This is a genomic window from Acinetobacter sp. CY73, assembly GCF_059515865.1.
The window spans coordinates 78,904-95,801 of the sequence record NZ_JCAKMZ010000008.1; the positions used below are offsets into that span (position 1 = coordinate 78,904).

Consider the following 16,898-nt stretch of genomic DNA (forward strand, 5'->3'; position numbering starts at 1 on the left):
GTCTTACTCCACAAAACGGCCTTTGATGGCAAACAAACCTTGTGGGCGTTTTTGAATAAACAAAATCACAAGAACCAACAGAATAATTTTGGCAAGGACTGCACCCATGCCAATTTCAAGCACAGTGCCACTGATCCCTAAACCGAGTGCTGCAAAGACGGCGCCCCACACTTGACCCACACCACCGACCACGACCACAAGGAAGGCATCGATAATGTAGTTTTGACCCAAATCAGGCCCCACGTTACCGACCTGTGCCAAGGCACAGCCTGCAAGACCAGCCAGTCCTGAGCCTAAGCCAAAGGCCATCATGTCAATACGACTCGAACGTATACCCACAGCACGTGCCATTTGACGGTTTTGCGTGACTGCACGAACGAACAGACCGAATCGGGTTTTATTCAGTAAATAAACCAGTAGAAGCAGAACAGCAATGGTGAACCCAATAATCGCAATTCGGTTATAGGGCAACATTAAACTTGGCGTAATCGAGATGCCCCCCGACAACCACGAAATATTAGACACTTCAACATTTTGAGCCCCAAAAATCATGCGTACCAACTGCATCAGAATTAAGCTGACCCCAAAGGTTGCCAATAAGGTTTCCAACTGACGACCATACAGCGGACGAATAATGGTGCGTTCAATCAACATACCAATCAAAGCACTGACCAGAAAGGCAGCAGGAATGGCAATAATTAAATACCAATCGACATAAGCGGCTAAATGGGTTTTAAACAGGCTTTGAATGACGTAAGTGGTATATGCCCCAATCATGATCAGTTCACCATGCGCCATATTAATCACACCAAGTAACCCATAGGTAATGGCTAAACCCAGCGCAGCAAGCAGTAAAATACTGGCTGTACTCAAACCTGAAAAAACATAACCCGTCCATTCACTGGCTTGGAGTTTGGTTTTAATGCTCCCTTTTGCATCGATTAAGGCTGCTTTTAATTCGGGGTTCAGATTGGGCTGACTCAGCTCCTGTTCGATCATGGCTAAAACATCGGGACGATTCGATTGTTTAAGTACGTTGACAGCTCGAATTTTGTCTAAAACATTAGGACTGTTGTAATCGAGTCGTGCCATGAGCTGTGCTAAACGCGCTTTCACCTTGTTATTGTTTTCACTCAAATACAGTTCTTTCAACATAGCTGAGTCAATTTCAGTTAAATTATTTTCCAAAATATCAATCGCATCTAAACGCTGAGACGACTCTTTCGACTGAAGCTTGAGCTTCGCTTGACCAAAGTTCAGTGCTTTTCGCAGCCTATTGACCAAAGTCACTTGCGATAAATCTGCTGGCCAAGTTTCAATTTTTTCAAGCTGTGGATAGCCCAATAAGTTTTCATTATTTTTTAAAATATAAGTTTGACCTGAACCATCGCTATAGAGTTCATTTTGATCAATATAACTGACCAGTTGATCCAGTTCTGCAATGCTGGCAGGCCATTGATTTAGCATCGCGCGTCGCTGTGAAAAATCTGCTTTAACAAATTGTTGGATCACATCGCCATTGGTTGAAACAGAGATGCTTGCCACATCTTGAGTTAAAGCAGATTGTTTAGTCGTGCTAAACGTATTTTGTGCGGAAACAGATTGAAGCAGAAATATTTGAATAAAAATAAAGAGAAAGTTTGCGAACTTTATTTGAATTTTCATATCGAACCTCCCGATAGAGAGTATTTTTCCGAAAACGGAATTAAAAGACAAAAAGCCTATCGCGGATGCAATAAGCTCAATAACGTTATTTCGGAATGTATGGGCTCCATGGCTCCGCTTTAATCACATTTGGCGTTTTATACACCACGTCAAACTGACCATCAGCACGGATTTCACCAATCATGACCGGTTTATGTAAATGATGATTGCTTTCATCCATTTTCAAGGTATAACCCGATGGCGCAGTAAAGCTTTGACCTGCCATCGCGTCACGAACTTTATCCACGTCAGTCGAACCTGCTTTTTCGACCGCCTGTTTCCACATATGGATGCCGACATAAGTAGCCTCCATCGGATCATTGGTTACGACTTTGTTTGCATTTGGCAGTTTGTACTCAACCGCAAATTTTTTGTATTTTTCAATAAATTTTTGGTTCGTTGGATTTTTAACAGACATGAAATAATTCCATGCCGCTAAATGTCCAACCAATGGCTTGGTATCAATACCGCGTAATTCTTCTTCACCGACAGAAAATGCCATGACTGGAATATCAGATGCTTTAATGCCCTGATTACCCAGTTCACGGTAGAACGGCACATTCGAGTCACCATTGATGGTGGAGATTACTGCGGTCTTTTTACCTGCTGAGAATTTCTTAATATTGCCGACAATAGTTTGATAGTTGCTGTGACTAAATGGTGTGTACTCTTCCATAATGTCAGCTTCAGCAATGCCTTTTGACTTTAAGAATGCGCGTAAGATTTTATTGGTCGTTCTCGGATAAACATAGTCTGTCCCCAACAGCACAAAACGTTCCGCTTTACCGCCTTCTTCACTCATGAGGTATTCAACCGCAGGAATCGCCTGCTGGTTCGGTGCTGCACCAGTATAGAAAATATTTTTAGACTGCTCCTGCCCTTCATACTGCACAGGATAGAACATCAAACCATTGAGTTCTTCAACCACAGGTAAGACTGATTTACGTGAAACGGATGTCCACGCACCAAAGATCACCGCCACTTTGTCTTGGGTAATCAATTGACGCGCGCGTTCTGCAAATAAAGGCCAATCCGATGCAGGATCAACCACGACAGGTTCAAGTTTTTTGCCCAAAACACCGCCACTCGCATTGATTTCATTGATCGTCATCAACGCCGTGTCTTTCAGTGATGTTTCTGAAATCGCCATGGTTCCAGACAATGAATGTAGAATCCCGACTTTAATCGTCTCTCCAGATGTCACTGGTGCTGATGCATCTGCTGATGATGTCTCCGTTTTTTCAGTCGACTTCGAACACCCTGTTAAAGCAATACTCCCCAACATTGCAATTGCGAGTAATGTTCTTGAAAATATTTTTTGTTGAAACATCTGATTTACTCCAAAGCGAGTGATGCATAAACATGCATGAATTTGGTTTTGAATCAGGTGAGACAATTCAATTTCTATGCCAAAGCGGAAAACTACAATCAAACAAAGAAATCTAAAAATATATTTTAATGAGAGAAATCAATATTGTAATAATAGAAAAATAATAGACTTAAACTTATTTTCAAGCGACGCTTACGTGTAAAAATGAATACAACCTTGTATACAACATTGCATTCATCATTTCCGTTTTCGCTCTTTTGTAAGCATATCCATTGAACAATATGCACAAGATTTGTGCATTAATGCAGGATCCTATGTCGAGGATCAGTCAACGACATGTAATGTTCAGACCAATAATGTGGATCATTAATTTTGCTATATTGTACTTTTTTTTATTTTATATTTCGCTTGCAATTCTCAGCAAGGGTAACAGGTATTGACCCTACATCTGGATAATCTGAACTTGCGCTACTATAGCCAAATCTACTCCTTACACTACAATATTGTAACTAATATTTCATTGATAAATATAAAAATATTTATTTTTGAAATGTAGTGTACAACTCACATCTGGCTATAATCTTATTTCCTAATTTGAATTCATTGTCTAATATTTTTTTCAAATCGGGATCTAAGCTATTAGCATGATCTAAAATTTGCTTTGTAACCTTCACATCTCTAATGAGCCTTTTTGATCAATTTTTTTCTCGTATATCAGTTTGAATTTTCTTGTGAATCCATTATTTTTTTAAAAATTATTATATAAAAAGCCCGCAATTGCGGGCTTCATCAAAAGGTTTAATTGAGGGATAAGATTAAACGACGATATCCGCCAAATTACCCTTCTGTTCCAACCATTCTTTACGATCACCTGAACGTTTTTTCGCAAGTAATTTATCGAGTAAACCCGCTGTAAAATGGCTATCATCCAAATCCAATTGCACCAAACGGCGTGTATTTGGATCAAGCGTTGTTTCACGCAGTTGACTGGCGTTCATCTCACCCAGACCTTTAAATCGGGTAATTTGTGGAGATTTACTTTTGACTTTTTTCAAAATTCCTTCAAGTTCAGCATCATCCAGCGCATAATGCACATCTTTATTGTCATCGATACGATATAACGGCGGCATTGCCACATACAAATGACCGGCTTCCACCAACGTTGGAAAATGCTTCACGAACAGTGCGCACAATAAGGTCGCAATATGTAAACCATCTGAGTCGGCATCGGCCAAGATACAAATCTTGCCGTAGCGTAATTCTGAAAGATCATCAGAACCGGGATCGACCCCGATCGCAATCGCAATGTTATGTACTTCCTGAGAAGCCAAGACCTCATCTGATGAGACTTCCCAAGTATTTAAGATCTTACCGCGAATCGGCATGATCGCTTGGAAGTTCTTGTCACGGGCTTGTTTGGCTGAACCACCCGCTGAATCTCCTTCCACAATAAACAGCTCAGATTGATCTAGATCATGTCCGACACAGTCGGATAATTTACCGGGTAAAGTCGGACCTGCCACAATCTTCTTACGTTCAACTTTTTTCGAAGCTTTTAAACGACGACCTGCTTTGGCAATCACCAGTTCCGCGAGTTGCATCGCAATTTCAGAATTTTGGTTGAGCCACAATGCAAAGGCATCTTTGGCAATATTGAGTACCACACCAGACGCTTCACGGCTCGAAAGTCGTTCTTTGGTTTGTCCTGAAAACTGTGGCTCTTGGAACTTGAGTGAAAGAATGTAGTTCACCCCATCCCAAACATCTTCAGCGGCGAGTTTTAAATTACGGGGTAATAAATTTCGCAATTCACAAAACTCACGCATCGCATCAGTGACACCCGAACGTAAACCGTTCACATGCGTACCGCCTTGTGCAGTGGGAATGAGATTCACATAACTTTCTTGGATCTGTTCACCACCTTCAGCATTCCAACAAATCGCAAATTCAGCACTCGCACGTTCTGCACAACCCGTTGCAACAAAAGCAGGACTAGGAAGAATCTCACGGTCTTCCAATTCATCCATCAAATAATCGACTAAACCATTTTCAAACTGCCACACGATTTTTTCATCGTTGATTTGATCGATATAGCTAATCTGCAAACCCGCAGCCAATACAGCTTTGGCTTTTAGATTATGCTTGAGTGCTTTTAAGGCAAATTTGGGTGAATCAAAATATTTAGCTTCAGGCCAAAAATGTACTGAAGTACCTGAAGCACGTTTCGGTGCTTTGCCCTCGAATACTTCTAGTTCTGAAACAGGTACACCTTGTTCAAATGCCATTTTGTACAGGTTACCCTGACGCTGCACTTCAACTTCAACCCGGGTCGATAGTGCATTTACCACTGAAATCCCGACCCCATGCAGACCACCTGAAAATTGGTAGTTATCGGTACTAAATTTACCCCCTGCATGGAGTTTGGTGAGAATGATTTCAATGCCGCTTTGACCGTATTCAGGGTGAATATCGACAGGCATCCCGCGACCGTTATCTTCCACAGATAATGAGCCATCTTTATATACCGTGACGGTTATTTTATTGGCGTGTCCAGCCAGTGCCTCATCGACTGAGTTATCAATAACTTCTTGCGCCAAATGGTTTGGACGCGTGGTATCGGTGTACATGCCGGGACGGCGACGAACCGGATCTAAACCAGATAGAACTTCAAGTGATTGAGCCGTATATTGAGACACGTTGTACTGTTTCCTTATTGTATGCAGTCCGATAAAAACTGATAGACCATCGGTATTTTGTCTGCGAAATTATCCATCGCATGATTGCCCTTGCTCTCTGTGATCACCAATGAGCTAAATTGAGCGCGACTATAATAACGCTGAGCTTCACGATAATCCAAAACTTCATCACCTTGTTGCAGTAAAACTAAAATTTTGTCTGCATCTTGCACAAACGGCACAGCCATCTGTTGTAATTGATCAAGTTGTGCATGATCCAAAGTCCATTCAGCGGTCACTGCAAATGGCAGTAAGCCTTCACCAAATAAATCTCGAAAGAGTTGCCATGGTCGCATAGCCGGATTAATTAAAACAGCAGGTATGCTGTATTTGGCGACCAGTTGTGTCGCATAAAAACCACCTAAGCTACTCCCGACCAAGACAACTTCATCCAAAGACTCAATCAAATTCGATACATTCTGTATAACCTGATCAGGTGGTTGATTGAGATCAGGCAAATGTACATTCACCTGTAAATGACTCAAAAAATATTGTTTTAACTGTTGTCCTTTAATCGATAAAGCACTACTTTTGAAGCCATGGAGGTAGATAATATTCATTGCCATTGGATTGATTTTTAAAATGAATTTATTTAATCCTGAATGTGACCAAATTCACAAATTTGTTAGGTTTTTGTACATTATCGACTTTTGTCAGACAAAAAAAACCGTGCAACTGATCAATCATCGTTATTTTAAAAAAATGTTCGGGAAGAACCACATAAGATAACTAGAATGGATTTTATACAATGATTACGGCTTAAAAGAAAGTGTTAAGCATGATCATCTTGGAAAAGGACCAAACACATGCCGAGTTTAACTCCGCTCCACGAAACCTATTGTAAATGGGACAGATCTCCTCCTAGCCAAGCTGACGTATTGGAGGGTTTGGCACAACTGGTCAGTACACCGCTACATCAAGCTGTTCAAAATCTAATTCAATCCTTACAACGTGAAATGTTGCTCAGTATTTTCGGTCTCAGTAAGAAAAAATCACAAGAATTTCAAAAAAAATCTTATGTCAAAAAGTTTTATGATTTTTCATACAGCACACTCCTGAATTACGGGAGTTATTTTCTAGCGCCTACGCTACGTAAAATCATCGATCAATTTCCAAGGTTACATGACAAACCTTTAACGCCAAAAATGATTTTTTTGGTGAGTGCACTCAATGGTGTTATTGGAGATTATCTACTTAAGAATCAAAACCCTCTGGCTTTATCCTCTAATCTTTATGACCATTATGGCGAATTACAACAAGGTGATTTGTCTGGACGTATTGTGATTTTTAGTCATGGGTTATGTATGAACCATTTGGACTGGACCAATCGCAACTACGGTGGCATTGGAGAGAAATTATTAGCGCAACGCGATAACAACACGATGTTGTATTTGCATTACAACACGGGGCGACGGATCTCTACCAATGGTCGTGCTTTAGCCAATCTGCTTGAAGATTTGGTCAAACGAAATCCGAGAATTACCAGTATTGATTTGATTGGGCACAGTATGGGTGGCTTAGTCTCACGCAGTGCTTTATTTTACGGTAAGCAAAACTTGCATCAATGGTTTCATATGGCTGAAAACTTGGTGTGTTTAGGCTCGCCACATCACGGCGCAGTATTAGAACGGATTGGTTTTGCTATCCAAGAAAAAGTAGGTCAATTTCCGATTGTGAATTTGGCAGGTCATCTCGTCAATATTCGCAGTAATGGTATTTTGGATTTACGCCATGGCAGCGTTCGTGATGATGATTGGGAACATAATGATGCGCGTATCGGCATGATTGATGATAATCGCAAACCTGCTCCACTTCCCTCTCATATCAATACGTTTTTGGTCGCAGGAACAATTGAGAATGAAACCCGTAAAAATCGTACGCGAAAAGTCATTGGTGACTATTTGGTGAGTGTGAAAAGTGCCTTGGGCGAACATCCGAATCCACGTTTTCAACTCAAATTACCTGAGTCGCATAAGGCTGTTTTCTATGGTTTGAACCATATGGAAATCCAATATCACTCGAGTGTCGCAGAACAAATTGCGCGTTGGTTCTACCCGCATCATGATGATATTGCAGAAACACAGATTCAAAAATATTTGAATAAGCTAGAAACCATGCAGGATATTGTTGAAACTTGAGTTTCGTTGAGAGCCAATTTCATCACCTTGATGAGATTAGCTTCAATCTCATCAAGGATTCACCAAAAAAATACCCAATAAATAAATCAGAGAATTGAAAAATTAAAGAACATCAATTCAAACTATTCTCGATCTTTCCAATACATCCAAATGGCAATTAAACAGATCAGCAATTCAACAACAAAAGACCAATGTAAAATAAAGTTGAGCCACCAAGGTTGATAGCGTGATGTCACTTCAAAAAACACATAAGCTTGATCAATGAATGGTGCAAACAACCAAACATCACCGACGAATGTATCTAGGCAAATATGTAAAAGCGCTGCACCAGAAAATAGCGTTGCCATCAATGCAAACTGATTACTGCAGACTGATCGTTTAAAACAAAAATAAGAAATTAAAAATATGGGAATCCAAAAAGAAAACCAATGTAAAAAATATTTATGATGATGTACGGATCTATTGTCAAAAAGATAAAAATAGAAAAGATCAATATCTGGAAATACTGCTCCGATCATCACAACAATAAAAAAGACTTCTTTACTGAGCAGATTATGTCTAAATTTTTTTTCTAATAATTTCGCTAAAATATAGCCTGATGGTAAATGTGCAATAAACATTGTTGTTTCTCTGCTCGCTTATTTTATAGAATGAAAAGCATATTGTTCAGCAAATCAAAGATGCTCAGACCAAGCACTTTGTTTTATCAGCTTGCCATCCTGAATATGTAAAAACAACGTGTATTGGGTTGCTCCACCATTCGATAAACTGTTAAAAATATAAACGTCCTTGCCTTTGCTATAGATTTCTGACATTTGATGATCTTGTAAGCCACCTGATTCTAAAGGTTTATTTGGGAAAAAATATTGCTCTAGATTTTGTTTGGGGATAATCGTTATTTTTCCATCATACCTAAGCTCAATTTGGGCAAACTGATAAAGCTTATCTTGGTGAGGTAATTTGCCATCCGTTCCAAAAAATTTCTTATTTTTATAATGTGAATATAACTCGGCTGACTTTTTAAAATCCCGAATAGATAATTGTGGTGATTGAACAGTAATGTGAAGCTGATTCTGTCCATGATTATAAATGGCTTCATTGGATATACTCTTTTTGAACGCCCATTTTTGAAATCCATTCAAAAAATTCACTCGGCTTTTATGTACAAAGCCTGAGCCTGAACGACCATTCACATCAAATAGTGCGTAGCAAAAAGAAGCGTCGCTTTGCTCAAAATTGCATGATACAACGTCGCCATTGTTCAGTTTTTCGGTAACTTTTGACTTCAATGAATCAGATTCTCTTACATTCACATAACCGTCTAGGTCTTGAATAATGCCGTAATCCGCATAAGTTTGCGTAAAAAATAAAAAAGGACATGCGTACAGTAAATTTTTTATTTTCATTGTCTGGTTATCTTATAATTCATGAGTTCATCATCATAAAAAACCAACATCAATGCTGGTTCTTTTATGTTTAATTTTGGCAAATGTTTAAGAATATCTGCGTAGTAATTGCCAAATACTAACAACTGCAAGCCCACTAAAAAACACCAGTGACCACACAGGCAAGGATTGACCCAGGAAAGTCCAATCCACCACTGCACATTCACCAGAGCCTTTCAGCACCTGATCAAAAACAGATTTTAAAGGTAATGTTTCTAGCCAATAATCCAAACCTGGGCCACAACTTGGGACTTGATCAGGCGGTAAGTTCTGCAACCACACATGACGCGCAGCAACCCCTGCTGACCATAAAATAGAAAGTGTCCCAAGCAATGCATAGCCACGTTTTAATCCAGTGTGTTTTGGATAATGAACAAAGGCGATCAAAGAAATCACACCCAAGCCAATCAATCCAACGCGTTGAAATACACACAGCGGGCACGGACTAAAACCCCGAAAATGTTCAAGGTACAACGCAAATGCCATCCCAATGACACTGGCTAAAAATAACAATCCACTGATAACACGGTAATTATTCCATTGCATGGAATACCCTCTTTTCAATTATCTGAATGCAGTTAAATACTCATCAAAAGATTGAGTACATTCTTGTTCAAGTTGCTGTTGTTTTTGTAATGAGCTTTGCGCAAGCCCGTCAAAATATTCTATGGTCTCAGGCTTCAACACATGCGTTTCATAGCTTTGGGCATGTTGATTGGCCATCTCACTACCAAAATTCCAAGTACCTTTATGACTCAAAGTATCTTGAATAACTTTAGCCGACAATGTTTCATCCACTTTATGAATACGTTGCTGCATGGTTTCCAAGGCTTGGGTATAAATTCGGCTTGAATAAGTTTGGTTGAGTAATCGCGCCAAAGATTGCATCTGAGCAAGATGCTGACCGATCCATTTTAAAATCGGAACTTGCTTCTTATGTTCAAGAATCACGGCATTGGGTGCACGTCCACGATTGACCACTTCCGCTTGGTTTTTCTCAATATCTTCTAATTCTGGATCATACAATTCAGGACTGTCTTGCATCAGACAATACAGTGCCAATACTTCAAGGAAGGCTGCGGTGTCTTCATCAATACCAATCGCACTATACGGGTTCACATCGACAGCACGAAGTTCAACATAGCCCACGCCACGATTTGCCAAGGCTTGCGAAGGCGTCTCTCCTGCAAGAGGCACTTGTTTAGGACGAACTAAACTATAGTATTCATTTTCAATTTGGAGCACATGATCATTAATTTGCGTAGGCTCACCCATTTTGTCTTGCAGACCCAAATGTGAAAATGGGCTATACGGCGTATTCACTGCTTGCTGTAAACCCACTAAATAATCGGGCAAGTTGTTATAGTGAATCCCCAGCTCTTTTTGTGCCGAGTTTTGATAGCCAAAGTTACCCATGCGTAAAGCCGTCGCATACGGTAAATGTAATGTTCCTTTGACCAATGGCAATAAATGATGCTCACGCCCTGTCATAAAACAGCGACAGACCGCAGGACTAGCGCCAATCAGATACATCACTAAAGGCGTTAAACGGATAAAGTTACGAATCAAACCGAAGTAACGATGACTACGATAATCTTGCAAATTTAAGGCTTTAAGCTCAGGATTCCATTCATGTTTTTGTAATTCTTCAAACAACTGATCTGGAAATGAAACATTGTAATGCACACCTGAAATGGTCTGCATACGACGCCCATAACGTACGCCTAAACCTTTACGATATAGGGTTTTAAAGCGTCCTACGTTAGACGTACCATATTCTGCAAGGCGAATATTTTCTTCGTCATCATCTAACATACAGGGCATAGACAATGGCCATAACTTTTCACCATCTTCTAAATGGCGATGTGCTACAGCATGTATATCTTTTAAATAGTTTAAAGCCTGTGGAATCGTCTCTTGTGGCGGTGTAATAAACTCCATCAACGCTTCAGAATAATCTGTGGTGATATGGGGATGAGTTAATGCTGAGCCAAGCGCTTTAGGATGATCTTTTTGCGACAAAAAACCATTACTTTGCATGCGCAAACTTTCACGCTCTATTCCGCGTAACATTCCCTTAAATAATGTCGAATCCACCCAATTTGGTAATGAAGATTGAAAAATTGATTCGGGTTGACTCATTTACGGACTCGCTTATCTTTAAGACGGCTTTAAACAAAATGTTTGATTTATATCAAGTATAGCGTGAATTATCGATCAGTATGACATTGCGATCCACAATTCAACCCAACTCACTTTATAATTTGCTTATTGTTTATCACAAAGTTTAACTTTATGACGTTAGAAATTTGTGATTTTATGCATGTAATGCCTTTAAAGAACTGTAAATAATATGAATTATAAACAAGTCCTCGATTTTTGGTTCGATCCTGAAAATAAAGAATTTTGGTTTAGTAAAAGTGAAGACTTTGACTTAGAGATTGAAGAAAAATTTGGTCATACCTTACAACAAGCCATGCGCTGTGAACTTTGGACATGGCGTGAAACTGCTGACGGGCGCTTGGCTGAAATTATTGTGCTTGATCAATTTTCTCGTAATCTATTCCGTGATCACCCTGCTGCGTTTGCACAAGATCCTTTGGCACTTTCACTTGCTCAAGAAGCCATTCGTTTAGATTTAGATATAGAGCTTACACCTGAACAGCGATCATTCTTATATATGCCTTTTATGCACAGTGAATCCAAAATTATTCATGAGCAAGCACTTCAACTATTTGAAGCACTAGGTAATCCAATCAATCTCGATTTTGAGAAAAAGCATAAAGTGATTATTGATCGTTTCGGGCGTTATCCACATCGAAATGAAATTTTGGAACGTGAATCAACCGCTGAGGAAATCGAATTTTTAACTCAACCCAACAGTAGCTTTTAAATATTTTGCTTATGGATAGACCTAAGCTAAAGCTCGCGATTATGTGTTGTCCTAATGATTTAATTGCTATGATTTAGACAGAGCCTATTCATTTGCACCCTACTGCTGATTTCGGGAGTCATTCAATGCATCATCCAATAATGAATAAAATAAAATTATCACTTCTTGGTGTTTCAATTGGAGCTGTAATGGTGCTTTCAGGTTGTGTGACGACACCTTCACAGCCTCGTACCTTCGATCAATTGGGTCAATTCAGTACCACACCTTTGAATGAGCAGACTTTTCGGGTCAGTTTCCAAGGACATTCCAATATGAGCTTTGGGAGCGCGGAAGAAATTGCCCTGTTAAAATCAGCTCAAACAACAGTCTTAAAAGGCTTTCAGTATTTTAAAGTTATGGATGATCCAAGTAATCGCAACCAACAGCCTCCTCGTCAAGCCGTGGTTTATCCAGTGCCGATGATGTCGCCTTGGGGTTATGGCTATCGACGTCACCCGGGGTTTTATGATCCGTATTACGACATACCTCAAGTGGTCAATGTTGACCCTGTTCAAGTCTCTTATACGATTCAATGCTTTAAAGATAAAAAATCTGCCCCGACAGATGCTTTTGATGCAGGTCTCATTTTACAAAGCTTAGGGCAAAAATATGGCGTCAGTACCACAGGTCAGGTTTTACAACCACAGCCTGTGATTGCACCGACCAAATGATGAGATTCATTTAAAATATTGCAGTATTCATTGTCAAAATTGATTGGAGTTTAGATGAGTCAAACCGAAGAACATACTTCACCGAGTTTAAATCGCAGTAAACGCTACGCCATGATTGCTTTGATTATTGCAGTCTGTGCGTGGATTGCACTCATGATTGCTGCAAAGCTCATGCCTGAGTATGTTTGGTTGATTCATATTTTAATGTTGTCTGCTGAAGCGGGTGTGGTCGGTGGTTTAGCCGATTGGTATGCGATTACGGTACTGTTTCGAAATCCTTTTGGTCGTATTCCAATACCTAAATTCTTAAAAGATCACACTGAAATTATCCCGCGTAATAAAGCCCGTATTGCTGAATCGATGGGTCGTTTTGTTCAGGAGAACTTTCTATCTCCTCAGGTGGTTGAAAAAAGTTTAAGCAGTACCGACATCAGTCTCGCTGTGGGAAAATGGCTCGCCAATCCACAAAATAATGCTCAAGTCACGCAAGTGATTCAACAAACTGTGCCTAAAATTTTTGAATTTGTGGGGCAAGAGCAAGTGGGTCGCTTTATTCAAAATAACAGTGTGCAATGGGTCAAAAGCACGCAGATCAATCAACTTGCCAGTGAGATGATCCGTGCAGTCCTCGAAAACGATTTCCATCAAGATGTACTACAACGCGGTTTAGATGTGGCGCATGAATGGATGACCACACACCCTGATCAAACCCATGAACTCACTCGCACTCTGTTTAAAGAATTAGGCGTTTGGAAGCTTGCTAAAGGTGCAAGCTGGATTGGGATTGATGTACAACAACGTACCATTGATTCTCTCATTGAACGGGTTGAATCGATGTTGGCTGATCCTGAGCATCCTTGGCGTCAAAAGATCGAAGAGATCGGTCAGCATTTAATGCTTGAGTTGGCAAACCCTGAAAGTACAGCCAGTACACGATTAAATGAAACCAAAGATGCGCTTTTAGATAGCCCTCAAGTCTTAAACTTTATCAGCGGTGCTGTGGTGATTCTCTGCAATGCAGTCCGTGATGATTTATTGAAAGCTGATTCAGGTATTGCAGAAAACCTTCGTGTTGCGATTCAACGTTTGGGTGAAAATATCATCTCTAACTCAGCCATTCGCGAGCTTTTAAATAAGAAAATCAGTGGTATTGCGATTAATCTGAGTGATCAATACAGCGAAAAAGTGATTCTATTCATTAGTGAGCGTATCCATGAGTGGGATTCGCGTGAAATGATCGACAAGATTGAAAATGAGGTCGGTGGTGACCTGCATATGATTCGTGTGAATGGTGTGGTGGTTGGTGCATTTATTGGTTTGGTTTTAGGGATAATTCGGGCGGTGGTTGAGTATGCGTTTTAAATGCATTGATTAGATTTACTATTAAATATGCTGAAATATTTAAACATCATTCGGCGTGGAACATGATAATTCATGTAAAAAGCCCAATCGGCGACGAATGGGCTTTTTTAATATACATAAGATATTGAAATTAAAAAACTTTTACTATGGGATTTCGCATCAGGTGTATTATGTTAATTTTAGAATAATTAACAAATTAGGTTCATCACTTCGATTTAAAACCTACAAATTATGATAAGTTAGTCACATAATAAAAGAACTAAAATATAAAATTATGTCTAAAGCTTTAGTAACCATTGGATCAATGACCAATCATGGCGGGATTGTTTCGGAATGTGATACTACCTTTATCATCAATGGAATTGCCGTTCATTTGAATGGAATGAAACATTTCTGTCCCAAGTGTAAAATTGTCGTTTCAGCAATTGCCTCTGATCAATCAACTATCGTTAATGGCAGAGCCGTAGTTCTTGCAGGAGATAAAACAACGTGTGGTGCTACATTTATTGGTAATCAACATCTTGTTGTATCTCAACCTAAGAAATTAGAACAAGGTGAAGTATTAGGAGCAGTAATTGGTCTAGGAAAAGTAAAAATAGCGGCTAAAGCTGTAAAAAATGGCGCTGAAGAAATTGGGGAGTATTCAGCTAAAAATGTCGCTAAATTCGAAAATTACGTTAAAGATTTAAGACGACGAATGGATAAACTAGATGTGGATGATCCCCAATTAAAATCATTTCTGGATAAAATTTATAGAGATGGTGCAAAGATAGGTAGCGGAAGTACTGCTGATGCTGTTCGTTATGAAAAAGCAACAGGAGAAAAAGTTGGGGGAAGAGAACACACACAAAAGGCTGAAGATGCTGTGAAATTTTTTGAAAAATGGCTAGATAAGAATGATAAGCTTCCACCAACAGAAGCAGGGGCAGAAAAAAGAGCATCTTCAAAGGATGTAGCTGCTGCAGAAAATGTTTTAAAAGATTTAAAGGATGCCTTGAATGGAAAATAATCTCGATTACAGTAGCTATCCTAGCTTTATAAAATTCTTAATTAATAATTATGAAAATTTTAAAAATAAATATGATGAAGACTTAGATTTCTGGTCTCCTGAGCGTCCCCCATTAACTTTATTATTTTCTAGTTTAGGTAATGAATTTATATCAAACTTTGACAAAATAAATAAAAACCATTATGATGAAATATTTTTAGATATTGAAAAATACCTATTAATGAATGATAAGAATGAAGTTTCAAATGCTGTTGCCACAGGTTTTCTAGAAGGCATAGTAAATTTATCAGGGCCTCATAAAAGTAATTGGGACTTAATAGAACCTAGATTACTAAATGCTTCAAAAAAATATGCTCATACTTGGCTTAATTTTTAAAAATTAATTTTGTATTTAACATAATGGCCGCTATGCGAACTTAACTTGTTAGAACCCATTTAAATTGTCTATATTCTCACCAATAAAAATGTCTAGTTTATGATGGTTTTTATCATCATGGACTGGATATAAAATATAGATGCTGATCACTATGTCTGATAAAGAAATTCAACGTCTTGCAGTTCTGCAAGAGGTTCGAGATCATCGTATTACCCAAGTCCGTGCTGCTGAAATCCTGAATCTTTCCACTCGTCAAATTACCCGGTTATTGCAGAAGCTCCATCAAGACGGTGTTTCAGGTCTGGCGCATGCCAGTCGTGGTCACCCGGGTCATCATCGCCATGATGAGTTATTAAAATCAAAGTGCCTTTCCATTATTTCTGAACATCTGCTCGGATTTGGACCCACCTTGGCGCATGAGAAGCTCAGCAGCATGTTTGACCTGAATATCCCTGTAGAAACGCTTCGGCGCTGGATGACTGCAAATGAGCTCTGGATTCCGCGATCCAAACGTCTAAAACGCCCATATCAGCCACGCTATAACCGGGATTGCTTGGGTGAGCTGATTCAGATTGATGGCTCATATCATGACTGGTTTGAAGGCCGAGCCGCCAAATGCTGCTTGCTGGTTTATATCGATGATGCCACTGGAAAGCTGTTGCATCTGCGCTTTTGTGAAGCGGAAACGACCTTTGATTACATGCTTTCAACCCGAGCCTACATTGAGCAATATGGGAAGCCCTTGGCCTTTTATAGCGATAAACACTCGGTATTCCGAGTCAATCAGAAATCGAGCCAAGACAGCAAGATCACGCAATTTGGGCGGATTCTGAACGAGTTAAACATTGATATTATCTTCGCCAACTCACCACAGGCCAAAGGCCGCGTAGAACGAGCGAATAGAACCCTTCAGGACCGTTTGATCAAGGAGATGCGCCTAGAAGGCATCGGTTCGATTGCTGAAGCCAATGCATGGCTACCCTGCTTTATTGAGCATTTCAATCAGAGGTTCGCCAAATGTGCGAGAAACTCAAAGAATTTACATCGGCCCTTAACCGAATCTGATCTTGAACTGGATGATATTTTTACCTGGCAGGAACCGCGTAAGGTCACCAAGAATCTAACCCTGACCTATGACAAATGTATTTATATGCTTGAACCGACTGAATTAAACCAGAAATTAGTTGGGCAATATA

Annotated in this window: 13 protein-coding genes and 2 pseudogenes; 7 read left to right on the forward strand and 8 right to left on the reverse strand. The window is 39.6% G+C overall.

Going from position 1 to position 16,898, the window contains the following annotated elements:
* Positions 1 to 3 precede the first annotated feature (3 nt).
* The 4 genes and pseudogenes from urtB to AC5YD2_RS06145 form a co-directional block, all read right to left on the reverse strand.
* A pseudogene (gene urtB, locus AC5YD2_RS06130) lies at positions 4 to 1,515 on the reverse strand (urea ABC transporter permease subunit UrtB); the annotation flags it as partial.
* Positions 1,516 to 1,750: 235 nt separating this feature from the next.
* Entirely contained in the window at positions 1,751 to 3,034 is a 1,284-nt protein-coding gene (urtA, locus tag AC5YD2_RS06135; protein WP_496125477.1) for an urea ABC transporter substrate-binding protein, read from the reverse strand.
* An 815-nt stretch (positions 3,035 to 3,849) separates the two neighbouring features.
* Positions 3,850 to 5,730 carry a DNA topoisomerase IV subunit B gene (parE, locus tag AC5YD2_RS06140; protein WP_496125478.1) on the reverse strand — a complete coding sequence of 627 codons (1,881 nt, stop codon included), beginning with the start codon at positions 5,728 to 5,730 and terminating at the stop codon, positions 3,850 to 3,852.
* Positions 5,731 to 5,744: 14 nt separating this feature from the next.
* Positions 5,745 to 6,329, reverse strand: a complete 585-nt coding sequence (locus AC5YD2_RS06145; protein ID WP_496125490.1) for a YqiA/YcfP family alpha/beta fold hydrolase — start codon at positions 6,327 to 6,329, stop codon at positions 5,745 to 5,747.
* A 246-nt stretch (positions 6,330 to 6,575) separates the two neighbouring features.
* Here AC5YD2_RS06145 and AC5YD2_RS06150 point away from each other — a divergent pair, with 246 nt between their 5' ends.
* A complete protein-coding gene (locus AC5YD2_RS06150) occupies positions 6,576 to 7,907 on the forward strand; it encodes a PGAP1-like alpha/beta domain-containing protein (RefSeq protein WP_496125479.1) in 1,332 nt (443 codons plus the stop codon).
* A 122-nt stretch (positions 7,908 to 8,029) separates the two neighbouring features.
* Here the strand turns inward: AC5YD2_RS06150 and AC5YD2_RS06155 are convergent, their stop codons facing one another.
* The 4 genes from AC5YD2_RS06155 to gshA all read right to left on the reverse strand — a co-directional run bounded on the left by AC5YD2_RS06155 (position 8,030) and on the right by gshA (position 11,494).
* The gene (locus AC5YD2_RS06155; protein WP_496125480.1) at positions 8,030 to 8,527 is read right to left on the reverse strand and encodes a metal-dependent hydrolase; all 498 of its coding nucleotides are present in this window, start codon (positions 8,525 to 8,527) and stop codon (positions 8,030 to 8,032) included.
* A 54-nt stretch (positions 8,528 to 8,581) separates the two neighbouring features.
* Complete coding sequence (locus tag AC5YD2_RS06160; RefSeq protein WP_496125481.1) at positions 8,582 to 9,313, reverse strand: SH3 domain-containing protein; 732 nt, start codon at positions 9,311 to 9,313, stop codon at positions 8,582 to 8,584.
* Between the two features lie 87 nt (positions 9,314 to 9,400).
* Positions 9,401 to 9,898, reverse strand: a complete 498-nt coding sequence (locus AC5YD2_RS06165; RefSeq protein ID WP_496125482.1) for a disulfide bond formation protein B — start codon at positions 9,896 to 9,898, stop codon at positions 9,401 to 9,403.
* A gap of 18 nt (positions 9,899 to 9,916) precedes the next feature.
* Positions 9,917 to 11,494, reverse strand: coding sequence for a glutamate--cysteine ligase (gene gshA, locus AC5YD2_RS06170; RefSeq protein ID WP_496125483.1), 1,578 nt, complete (start codon positions 11,492 to 11,494; stop codon positions 9,917 to 9,919).
* Between the two features lie 211 nt (positions 11,495 to 11,705).
* On the opposite strand from gshA, the gene AC5YD2_RS06175 reads away from it, so the two are divergent.
* The 6 genes and pseudogenes from AC5YD2_RS06175 to AC5YD2_RS06200 form a co-directional block, all read left to right on the forward strand.
* Positions 11,706 to 12,245 carry a DUF924 family protein gene (locus AC5YD2_RS06175; protein WP_496125484.1) on the forward strand — a complete coding sequence of 180 codons (540 nt, stop codon included), beginning with the start codon at positions 11,706 to 11,708 and terminating at the stop codon, positions 12,243 to 12,245.
* A gap of 149 nt (positions 12,246 to 12,394) precedes the next feature.
* A complete protein-coding gene (locus tag AC5YD2_RS06180; RefSeq protein ID WP_496125491.1) occupies positions 12,395 to 12,955 on the forward strand; it encodes a CC0125/CC1285 family lipoprotein in 561 nt (186 codons plus the stop codon).
* Positions 12,956 to 13,009: 54 nt separating this feature from the next.
* Complete coding sequence (locus tag AC5YD2_RS06185) at positions 13,010 to 14,317, forward strand: DUF445 domain-containing protein (protein WP_496125485.1); 1,308 nt, start codon at positions 13,010 to 13,012, stop codon at positions 14,315 to 14,317.
* Between the two features lie 274 nt (positions 14,318 to 14,591).
* Positions 14,592 to 14,852, forward strand: a pseudogene (locus AC5YD2_RS06190) (PAAR domain-containing protein); the annotation flags it as partial.
* Positions 14,853 to 15,315: 463 nt separating this feature from the next.
* The gene (locus tag AC5YD2_RS06195) at positions 15,316 to 15,702 is read left to right on the forward strand and encodes a DUF7674 family protein (RefSeq protein WP_496125486.1); all 387 of its coding nucleotides are present in this window, start codon (positions 15,316 to 15,318) and stop codon (positions 15,700 to 15,702) included.
* A 139-nt stretch (positions 15,703 to 15,841) separates the two neighbouring features.
* On the forward strand, positions 15,842 to 16,898 hold a 1,057-nt coding region (locus AC5YD2_RS06200), incomplete at its 3' end, for an ISNCY family transposase (protein WP_496124815.1).

What these genes read in the sequence shown, in the direction of transcription:
- urtA (WP_496125477.1), bottom strand. Translation starts at nt 3,034, where the DNA reads ATGTTTCAACAAAAAATATTTTCAAGAACATTACTCGCAATTGCAATG.
- AC5YD2_RS06145 (WP_496125490.1), bottom strand. Translation starts at nt 6,329, where the DNA reads ATGAATATTATCTACCTCCATGGCTTCAAAAGTAGTGCTTTATCGATT.
- AC5YD2_RS06150 (WP_496125479.1), top strand. Translation starts at nt 6,576, where the DNA reads ATGCCGAGTTTAACTCCGCTCCACGAAACCTATTGTAAATGGGACAGA.
- AC5YD2_RS06155 (WP_496125480.1), bottom strand. Translation starts at nt 8,527, where the DNA reads ATGTTTATTGCACATTTACCATCAGGCTATATTTTAGCGAAATTATTA.
- AC5YD2_RS06160 (WP_496125481.1), bottom strand. Translation starts at nt 9,313, where the DNA reads ATGAAAATAAAAAATTTACTGTACGCATGTCCTTTTTTATTTTTTACG.
- AC5YD2_RS06165 (WP_496125482.1), bottom strand. Translation starts at nt 9,898, where the DNA reads ATGCAATGGAATAATTACCGTGTTATCAGTGGATTGTTATTTTTAGCC.
- gshA (WP_496125483.1), bottom strand. Translation starts at nt 11,494, where the DNA reads ATGAGTCAACCCGAATCAATTTTTCAATCTTCATTACCAAATTGGGTG.
- AC5YD2_RS06175 (WP_496125484.1), top strand. Translation starts at nt 11,706, where the DNA reads ATGAATTATAAACAAGTCCTCGATTTTTGGTTCGATCCTGAAAATAAA.
- AC5YD2_RS06185 (WP_496125485.1), top strand. Translation starts at nt 13,010, where the DNA reads ATGAGTCAAACCGAAGAACATACTTCACCGAGTTTAAATCGCAGTAAA.
- AC5YD2_RS06195 (WP_496125486.1), top strand. Translation starts at nt 15,316, where the DNA reads ATGGAAAATAATCTCGATTACAGTAGCTATCCTAGCTTTATAAAATTC.